This window comes from Trinickia mobilis, assembly GCF_017315705.1.
GTDB lineage: Bacteria > Pseudomonadota > Gammaproteobacteria > Burkholderiales > Burkholderiaceae > Trinickia_A > Trinickia_A mobilis.
Genome location: NZ_JAFLRF010000010.1, coordinates 89,691 through 96,769 on the forward strand (window position 1 = coordinate 89,691; position 7,079 = coordinate 96,769).

Here is a 7,079-nt window from a genome sequence, read left to right on the forward strand (position 1 = left end):
GCTTGCCTGCGCGGGTTGTATGGATATACAGTGTGCGTCGCCCGAGCCGAGCAGCGGGCGGCTCGCAGCGAGCCGCCTCGCCGGCCCAAGTTCTCCATCGATCCACCACCGATAACGCCCGCGCCGTGTCCCAAGCCGCCGCTTCCCAGTCGCTCGACGCCGCCGCCTACCTGGCCAAGCTCAACGAGGCGCAACGCGCGGCCGTCGAATACGGCGCCGACGATCCATCCCGCCCGGGCGGCCCGCTGCTGGTGATCGCGGGCGCGGGCTCCGGCAAGACCAACACGCTCGCGCACCGCGTCGCCCACCTGATGGTCAAGGGCGCGGACCCGCACCGCATCCTGCTCCTGACGTTCTCGCGCCGCGCCGCCCAGGACATGACGCGGCGCGCGACGCGCATCGCCCGCGCAGCGCTCGGCGCACGGGCGGCCGCGGCCGACGGGCTCATGTGGTCGGGCACGTTCCACAGCGTCGGAGCGCGCCTGTTGCGCGAGTACGCGGACGTGGTCGGGCTGTCGCCGGCCTTCACGATCAACGACCGCGAAGATTCCGCCGATCTGATGAACCTCGTGCGCCACGAGTTGGGTTTTTCGGCGAAAACGCGCCGTTTTCCGGCCAAGGCGGCGTGTTTCGCGATCTATTCGCGCGTCGTGAACACGGGCGCATCGCTGACCCAGGTGCTCGACGCCGTGTTTCCGTGGTGCCGCGAGTGGGAGGCCGACCTGCGCGCGCTCTTCGCTGCGTACGTCGCGGCGAAGCAGTCGCAAAGCGTGCTCGACTACGACGACCTGCTGCTCTACTGGTCGCACATGGCCGCCGAGCCCGCCGTGGCGGCCGATCTGTCGAGCCGCTTCGACCACGTGCTGGTCGACGAGTACCAGGACACGAACCGCCTGCAGGCGTCCATCCTGCTCGCGATGAAGCCCGACGGGCGCGGGCTGACGGTCGTCGGCGACGACGCGCAATCGATCTACTCGTTTCGCGGCGCGACCGTGCGCAACATCCTCGAGTTCCCGGCGCACTTCGATCCGCCCGCCCGCCAGGTCACGCTAGAACGCAACTACCGGTCAACGCAGCCGATTCTGGCGGCGTCGAACGCGGTGATCGGCCTGGCAGCCGAGCGCTTCACGAAGAATTTGTGGACCGACAAGGCCTGCGCGCAGCGTCCACGGCTCGTCACAGTGGCGGGCGAGGCCGAGCAGGCGCGCTACGTGGCCGAGCGCGTGCTCGAAGCGCGCGAGGGCGGCATGCAGCTGAAGGCGCAGGCGGTGCTGTTTCGCGCGGCCCACCACAGCGCCGCGCTCGAAATCGAGCTGACCCGGCGCAACGTGCCGTTCGTGAAGTTCGGCGGCCTCAAGTTTCTCGATTCGGTGCACGTGAAGGACGTGCTCGCCGTGCTGCGCTGGGCGCAGAATCCGCGCGACCGCGTCGCGGGCTTTCGCGTCGCGCAGTTGATGCCGGGCATCGGGCCGGCGGCGGCCGCGCGCTTGCTCGACTGCGTGGGGCAAGCGGATGGGACGGGTGGGGCGGGCGCGGTGCACGCCTTCGCGCCGCCCTCGCGCGCGGCCGTACACTGGCCGCCGTTCGCCGCGCTGATGACGAGCCTGCACGGCCGGCAGACGCCGTGGCCCGCCGAGTTCGAGCAAGTCCGCCGCTGGTACGAGCCGCATCTCGAGCGCAATCACGAGGATGCGTCGACACGTCTCGCGGACGTGCTGCAGATGGAGAGCATCGCGAGCACCTACGCGTCGCGCGAGCGCTTCCTGACCGAGCTGACGCTCGATCCGCCCGACGCGACGAGCGGCGAATCGGGCGTGCCGCTCATCGACGAGGACTATCTGATCCTCTCGACGATCCATTCGGCGAAAGGGCAGGAGTGGCGCAACGTGTTCGTTCTGAACGGCGTCGACGGCTGCATTCCGTCCGATCTCGCGACCGGCAGCGACGAAGAGATCGACGAGGAGCGGCGCCTCTTATACGTGGCGATGACGCGTGCGAAAGAGGACCTGCAGATCGTCGTGCCGCAGCGTTTTTACGTGCACAACCAGACGCATCTCGGCGACCGTCACGTGTGGGCGTCGCGCACGCGCTTCATTCCGGCTCACCTGCTGGCGCATTTCGAGGTCCAGGCGTGGCCGCCGGTCGTGGCACCGGCCGCGCCGAGTGCGGCAGGGCTTGCCGCTGCCGCGAAGGCGCGCGTCGATATCGCGGCGAAGCTGAAAGGGATGTGGGACTGAGCGGCGCGGAGGGCTTGCTGAAAGCGCTGCCCGAAAAAGCAAGCGCCGCTTGGGAGCTAAGCGCGCTCGCCGTTACCGCGTGCGGCGCTGCTCCGCCTGCTGCGGCTGGCGCGGCGCCATGAAGAAATTGCGCAGCCAGACGGCCATGCGCGCGAAGATGTCGTCCGGCTCCTCGACGAAAATCTCCGGCTTGAGCAGCCGCAGGAACTCCATCATCTGCTGCGCTTCCTGCTTCTGGAACGAGCCGTGCGCGAGTCCGAGCTTGAGCAGCCCGCGCAATTCGCCGAGCTTCTCGCGCGCGGTGCTGCCGGTGCTCATCTCGCACGCGATCTTCGCTTCGTAAACCCGCTGCCGCAGCGATTCCGCCAGCCGCCACGCCGGCGTTTGCATCGATTCTTCGAGCGACTGGATGTCCTGCGCGGCCGACTTGATTTGGGCCGAGAGCGGGTCGATCAGCGCCGGTTCGCCGCCGGACTCGTTGACGATCGCCGTCGCCCACTCGCGGCACGCCTTGGCGAGCTCGTCGGGCGTCCACTCGGAGCGCACCGCGAAGCCGAAGCCGAATTCGGCGGCCTGCCGCATCAGGATCGCGACGACGTCCGGAAACTCCTTGTCGAGCGTGCGCTTCGCCCACGCGTATTGGCCGCCTTGCAGCATTCGCTGCACCGCGTGCTCGGTCAGCGGCACCATGTTGTCGAGCAGCTTTGCGCGCAGGAAGTCCTCGAACGACGGCGTCTCGAATTGCGGATCGAGCTTCAGCGATACGCGCACGAACGCCTCGAAGTCCTTGCGCAGCGACGCGACGGTGTCGTCCTTCAGTGTTAGGGTGATTTGACCCATGTGTTGTCCCGATGGCTCGTCGTGCGCGTCAGTCCCGCCGCTTCGCCCCATCTGCGGCGCCGGAAAGCGGTGTTGCGCCGCCGGCTTGCTGCTTCCCCGGAGCCGGACGGCGCTGTGCATGCGGCGCTCATACTGCTTGGCGGACTGCGTTTTTCGGCGAGCCGCGGCCAAGCCCGCGTTCCCCGAGCAGCGCACCTCGACTGTTTATCGGCGCAGTCGGGCGGAACTTGAGACCAATCCGGATTTTGATTCAGTGCAGCACGAGACCTTGCCAAAGGAAGAACACCGCCAAGCCGACGGCGATCGTCACGAGCGGCCGGCGCGTCGCGATGCAGACCGCGCACGACGCCAGCGCGCCGACGAGCTGCGGATTGCGCCAGGTGAGCTCAGGGCTGCCGCCGTGCGGCGAGACCGCCATCGGCACGATGATCGCGGTCAGCACGGTGACCGGAACGAAGCTGAGCGCGGTGCGCACGAGCGGCGGAAAGGCGACCCGATCGCCTAGCACGAACACCGCCGAACGGATCACGTAGGTGATCAGGGCCATGCCGAGGATCAAGAGGACGTAGGTCATTGCGTGACTCCCGAGGCGCGCGAGCGCACGAGGCCCGGGCGCGACAGCGCAACGCCGACCGCGACGCCCGCGGCCACCGCCGCGAGCAGCCCGAGCTTGTACGGCCACGCCTGGAACACGCAGGCGAGGACACCCGCGGTCACAGCCGCCGCGACGAAGCGCGCCGCGACGAGCTGCGGGATGACGATCGCGATGAAGGTCGCGACCATCGCAAAATCGAGCCCGAGCGATTGCAGGCGCGGGAAGGCCGCGCCGAACAGGAGGCCGGCTAGCGTCCAGAGCTGCCAGTTCACGTACATTGCGATGCCCGCGCCGAGAAAGTAGTGCGGGCCGATCGCGCCGGGCGGCTTGTGCCGGTAGTGCGCGTAGGCGACGGCGAAGACTTCGTCGGCGAGCAGCGCGCCGAGCGTCCAGCGCCAGCGCGCGGGCAGATGCGCGATGTAGGGCGCGAGCGTCGCGCTGTACAGGACGTGCCGCAGGTTGACGATGAACGTCGTCGCCAGGACGACCGCGAAGCTCGCGTGGCTCGCGATCAGCCCGAGCGCGATGAATTGGGCCGAGCCGGCAAATACCGCCAGCGACATGAACTGGCCATGCCACACGTGGAGCGGGCCGGACGTGACGAGGGTGCCGAAAATGACGCCGAACGGCGCCGCGCCGACCATCATCGGAATGATGTCGCGGGCGCCGTCGGCGAATTCGTTCAAGGGGCGGGGTGCGTTCAAGATTTCCTCCTTAGGCCTCCGAGGGTAGCTGGACGGCCTAGGCGGGTCTTGTACATTCTTGCGCATCGGGCGGCGGTTGCCGCTTTCGTTATGCCGCCACTGTTACCGCGACTGCCAGCGCCCAGGCGGCACGCCGAACATGCGGCGGAAATGGCGCGTGAAATGGCTCTGGTCGGTAAAGCCCGTCGCCGCCGCGACCTCCGCCACCGAGACGCCCGCGCGCAGCGGACCGAGCGCGCGCTGCAGACGGACCTGGTTGCGCCACGCATGCGGCGGCAGGCCGGTCTCGCGCGTGAAGAGCCGCGCCGCGTGGAAGGCGGACAAGTCGACCGCCTGCGCGAGATCGGTCAGCGTCACGGGCTCGGAGAGATCGGCGACGAGGCGCGCCTTCATCGTTTCGACACGCGGATTGTCGGCCATGAGCCGGGCCGGCTCGGGTTCGTTGCGCGCGTGCCGGACGAGCAGCGTCGACAACGCGTCGACCATCGCGGCTTCGGCGGCGAGGGGATCGCCGCCCGCTTCGAGCAGCCGGTGGGCGATCGACACCCGGCGCGCGAGATCGGCGTCGCGGATGGCCTCCGCCGGGAACCACGGCAGCGGCTGCGCCCGCCCGGCGATGTCCTCGGCGAGCCGCTGGACGAAATCGACCGGCACGTAGCAGACGCGGTACTGCCACCCGGCCTCGGTTGCGCGCGAGCCCGTGTGCACCTCGCCGGGATTGATGACCGGCACGGTGCCGGTCTCGGCGACGTGCTGCGACCCCTGATAGTCGTACATTTCGGCGCCCGCTTCGATCACGGGAATCGTGTACGCGTCGTGCCAGTGCGGCGCGAACTCGTGATCGAGGTATTCGGCCGTCACCATGTCCGCTCCCGGCAGGAGCGGGGTGCGCCAGTAGCGGACGCAGTTGCGGAAGGGGCGGTCGTTCATGGCGTTGCTAACGCGTGGCTTGCCGGATGCCCATGGGCGCGTTATTCGTCGTTCACGGGTTGCAGCGTCTGCCAATCCGGCGTCGAAACGTGAAGCACTTCGTAGCGCGCCGCAGTCGCCAAGTGCGCAATATCGGCGCCGGCCCACAGCTCGGTGCGCACCGCGGTCCAACTGCCGGCTTCGAGCGAGACGACCCGCGCGAGCAGTCCGGCTTCGTCGATCCGCGCCAGATGCAGCTCGGTTTCGTCGGCCGCCCATCTCGCAAGATCGATGCCGGGCCGCAGCGCGAAACGTTCCACCGTCATGCTTCGTGCCGCACGAAATGCCTCTTCGTTGCCGTTCAAGTGCAGCGCGGTGACGATGCCCTCGAACGCGGCGGGCCGCCCGAACGACTGGACGATCGCGTCGAACTTCGGCCCCAGCAGAAAGTCGCGCACGGCAAACGGCTGCGTCCACACGTAGAACGGCGCGTACTCGTTGACGGGTGCGCCCGAGTCGCGCTCGCGGATCAGAAAGGCCTTGAAACCGAGTCCGAAGAGCGTGTCGAACGGCGCGTGCCGCTCGGCGACGCGGCGCCGGATGATCGACATGTCGTAGTCCGCCGGCAGCGTGATCGGATATTGCAGCGTGAGCATGGGGCGCCCTCCATTTGCCTGGTCGATCAGTGTAGATCAGGGGGGGCGTCGTTGCTTGGGGGCGCCTCGGTGCGGTGCCGGTGGTCGACGAGCCACGCGCGTGCTGCGGCACGGCCGCGGCTGCACCTTATCTGACGGGAATCGTGACGCCGGCCGGCATCGGCACGGCGGTGACGCTGTTTTTCGCGCTGCCGGACACGACGCGGTCGCTGTAAGTCAGGTAGACGAGCGTATTGCGCTTCGCGTCGACGATCCGCACCACGTGCAGCGTCTTGAAGATCAGCGACATGCTCGCGGTGAACACATCGGTCTGCTGCTTGAGCGGCTGAACGATCTTGACCGGGCCGACCTGGCGGCACGCGATCGACGCTTCGTTCGGGTCTTCTGCGATGCCGAGCGTGCCCTTGACCCCGCCCGTGCGCGCCCGCGACACATAGCAGGTGACGCCGGTGACGAGCGGATCGTCGTACGCCTCGACGACGACGCGGTCGGACCCGGTGATGCGAAAATTCGTGTTGATGCTCGCGACTTCCTCGCTGTGCGCGAACGGCACGGCGAGCGTGAAGGCGAGCGCGGCGCTGACGGACGACAAGGCAAAGTGGTGTTTCATGTCGGGGGCTGCGGGAAGAGGGGGGGTGAATGACCGGCGCTTCAGCCACGCCGCGGCACGGCGGGATCGAATGCGGCACAGGGGCGCGGTGAAGCGCGATCCGAAATACGCGCCACAGTATCACAGCGCGCATGCCGAAATCGTGGCGGAAGACTGTTGCGCGGATGGTCGCTACGCGCGCTGCAAAAGTAAAACTGCCGCCTTGCATGGGACCCGAGTAACCGCTAAAGCGCTAACTCGGGTCGACAAAAGCAAAAAGGCCCGTCAGTGCTGACAGGCCATTTGATGCTCTTGGCTCCCCGACCTGGGCTCGAACCAGGGACCTACGGATTAACAGTCCGGCGCTCTACCGACTGAGCTATCGGGGAACAGCTACTACTCTCAACCTTACGTAAAAAAGCCCGTCATTAATAACGGGCCTTCACACGCCATGTATTCGGCGCTGCGTTTTTTTGGCTCCCCGACCTGGGCTCGAACCAGGGACCTACGGATTAACAGTCCGGCGCTCTACCGACTGAGCTATCGGGG

At 67.7% G+C, this 7,079-nt stretch carries 7 protein-coding genes and 2 tRNA genes; 1 reads left to right on the plus strand and 8 read right to left on the minus strand.

Annotated features, from left to right (window positions below; genetic code table 11):
- The first annotated feature begins 125 nt into the window (after positions 1-125).
- Positions 126-2,237: an ATP-dependent helicase gene (locus tag J3489_RS15940; protein WP_206999578.1), complete on the plus strand. Its 2,112-nt coding sequence runs from the start codon at positions 126-128 to the stop codon at positions 2,235-2,237.
- 72 nt (positions 2,238-2,309) lie between these two features.
- Here the strand turns inward: J3489_RS15940 and J3489_RS15945 are convergent, their stop codons facing one another.
- From J3489_RS15945 to J3489_RS15980, 8 genes are all read right to left on the minus strand, one after another.
- Positions 2,310-3,077 carry a DUF4088 domain-containing protein gene (locus J3489_RS15945; protein WP_206999580.1) on the minus strand — a complete coding sequence of 256 codons (768 nt, stop codon included), beginning with the start codon at positions 3,075-3,077 and terminating at the stop codon, positions 2,310-2,312.
- A 250-nt stretch (positions 3,078-3,327) separates the two neighbouring features.
- Positions 3,328-3,651 carry an AzlD domain-containing protein gene (locus tag J3489_RS15950; RefSeq protein ID WP_206999582.1) on the minus strand — a complete coding sequence of 108 codons (324 nt, stop codon included), beginning with the start codon at positions 3,649-3,651 and terminating at the stop codon, positions 3,328-3,330.
- Positions 3,648-4,319, minus strand: a complete 672-nt coding sequence (locus tag J3489_RS15955) for an AzlC family ABC transporter permease (RefSeq protein ID WP_242540069.1) — start codon at positions 4,317-4,319, stop codon at positions 3,648-3,650. The genes J3489_RS15950 and J3489_RS15955 overlap by 4 nt, the downstream gene beginning before the upstream one ends.
- A gap of 159 nt (positions 4,320-4,478) precedes the next feature.
- Positions 4,479-5,306, minus strand: coding sequence for a helix-turn-helix transcriptional regulator (locus tag J3489_RS15960; RefSeq protein ID WP_206999586.1), 828 nt, complete (start codon positions 5,304-5,306; stop codon positions 4,479-4,481).
- A gap of 41 nt (positions 5,307-5,347) precedes the next feature.
- Entirely contained in the window at positions 5,348-5,941 is a 594-nt protein-coding gene (locus J3489_RS15965; RefSeq protein ID WP_206999589.1) for a DUF4865 family protein, read from the minus strand.
- A 127-nt stretch (positions 5,942-6,068) separates the two neighbouring features.
- Positions 6,069-6,551, minus strand: coding sequence for a CreA family protein (locus tag J3489_RS15970; protein ID WP_206999591.1), 483 nt, complete (start codon positions 6,549-6,551; stop codon positions 6,069-6,071).
- A 292-nt stretch (positions 6,552-6,843) separates the two neighbouring features.
- Positions 6,844-6,919 (minus strand) — tRNA-Asn (locus J3489_RS15975).
- An 85-nt stretch (positions 6,920-7,004) separates the two neighbouring features.
- A tRNA-Asn gene (locus J3489_RS15980) sits at positions 7,005-7,079 on the minus strand.

Excerpts from the sequence above, each read along its gene's own strand:
- J3489_RS15955 (WP_242540069.1), bottom strand. The coding sequence starts at position 4,319 with ATGATGGTCGGCGCGGCGCCGTTCGGCGTCATTTTCGGCACCCTCGTC.
- J3489_RS15960 (WP_206999586.1), bottom strand. The coding sequence starts at position 5,306 with ATGAACGACCGCCCCTTCCGCAACTGCGTCCGCTACTGGCGCACCCCG.
- J3489_RS15965 (WP_206999589.1), bottom strand. The coding sequence starts at position 5,941 with ATGCTCACGCTGCAATATCCGATCACGCTGCCGGCGGACTACGACATG.
- J3489_RS15950 (WP_206999582.1), bottom strand. The coding sequence starts at position 3,651 with ATGACCTACGTCCTCTTGATCCTCGGCATGGCCCTGATCACCTACGTG.
- J3489_RS15945 (WP_206999580.1), bottom strand. The coding sequence starts at position 3,077 with ATGGGTCAAATCACCCTAACACTGAAGGACGACACCGTCGCGTCGCTG.
- J3489_RS15970 (WP_206999591.1), bottom strand. The coding sequence starts at position 6,551 with ATGAAACACCACTTTGCCTTGTCGTCCGTCAGCGCCGCGCTCGCCTTC.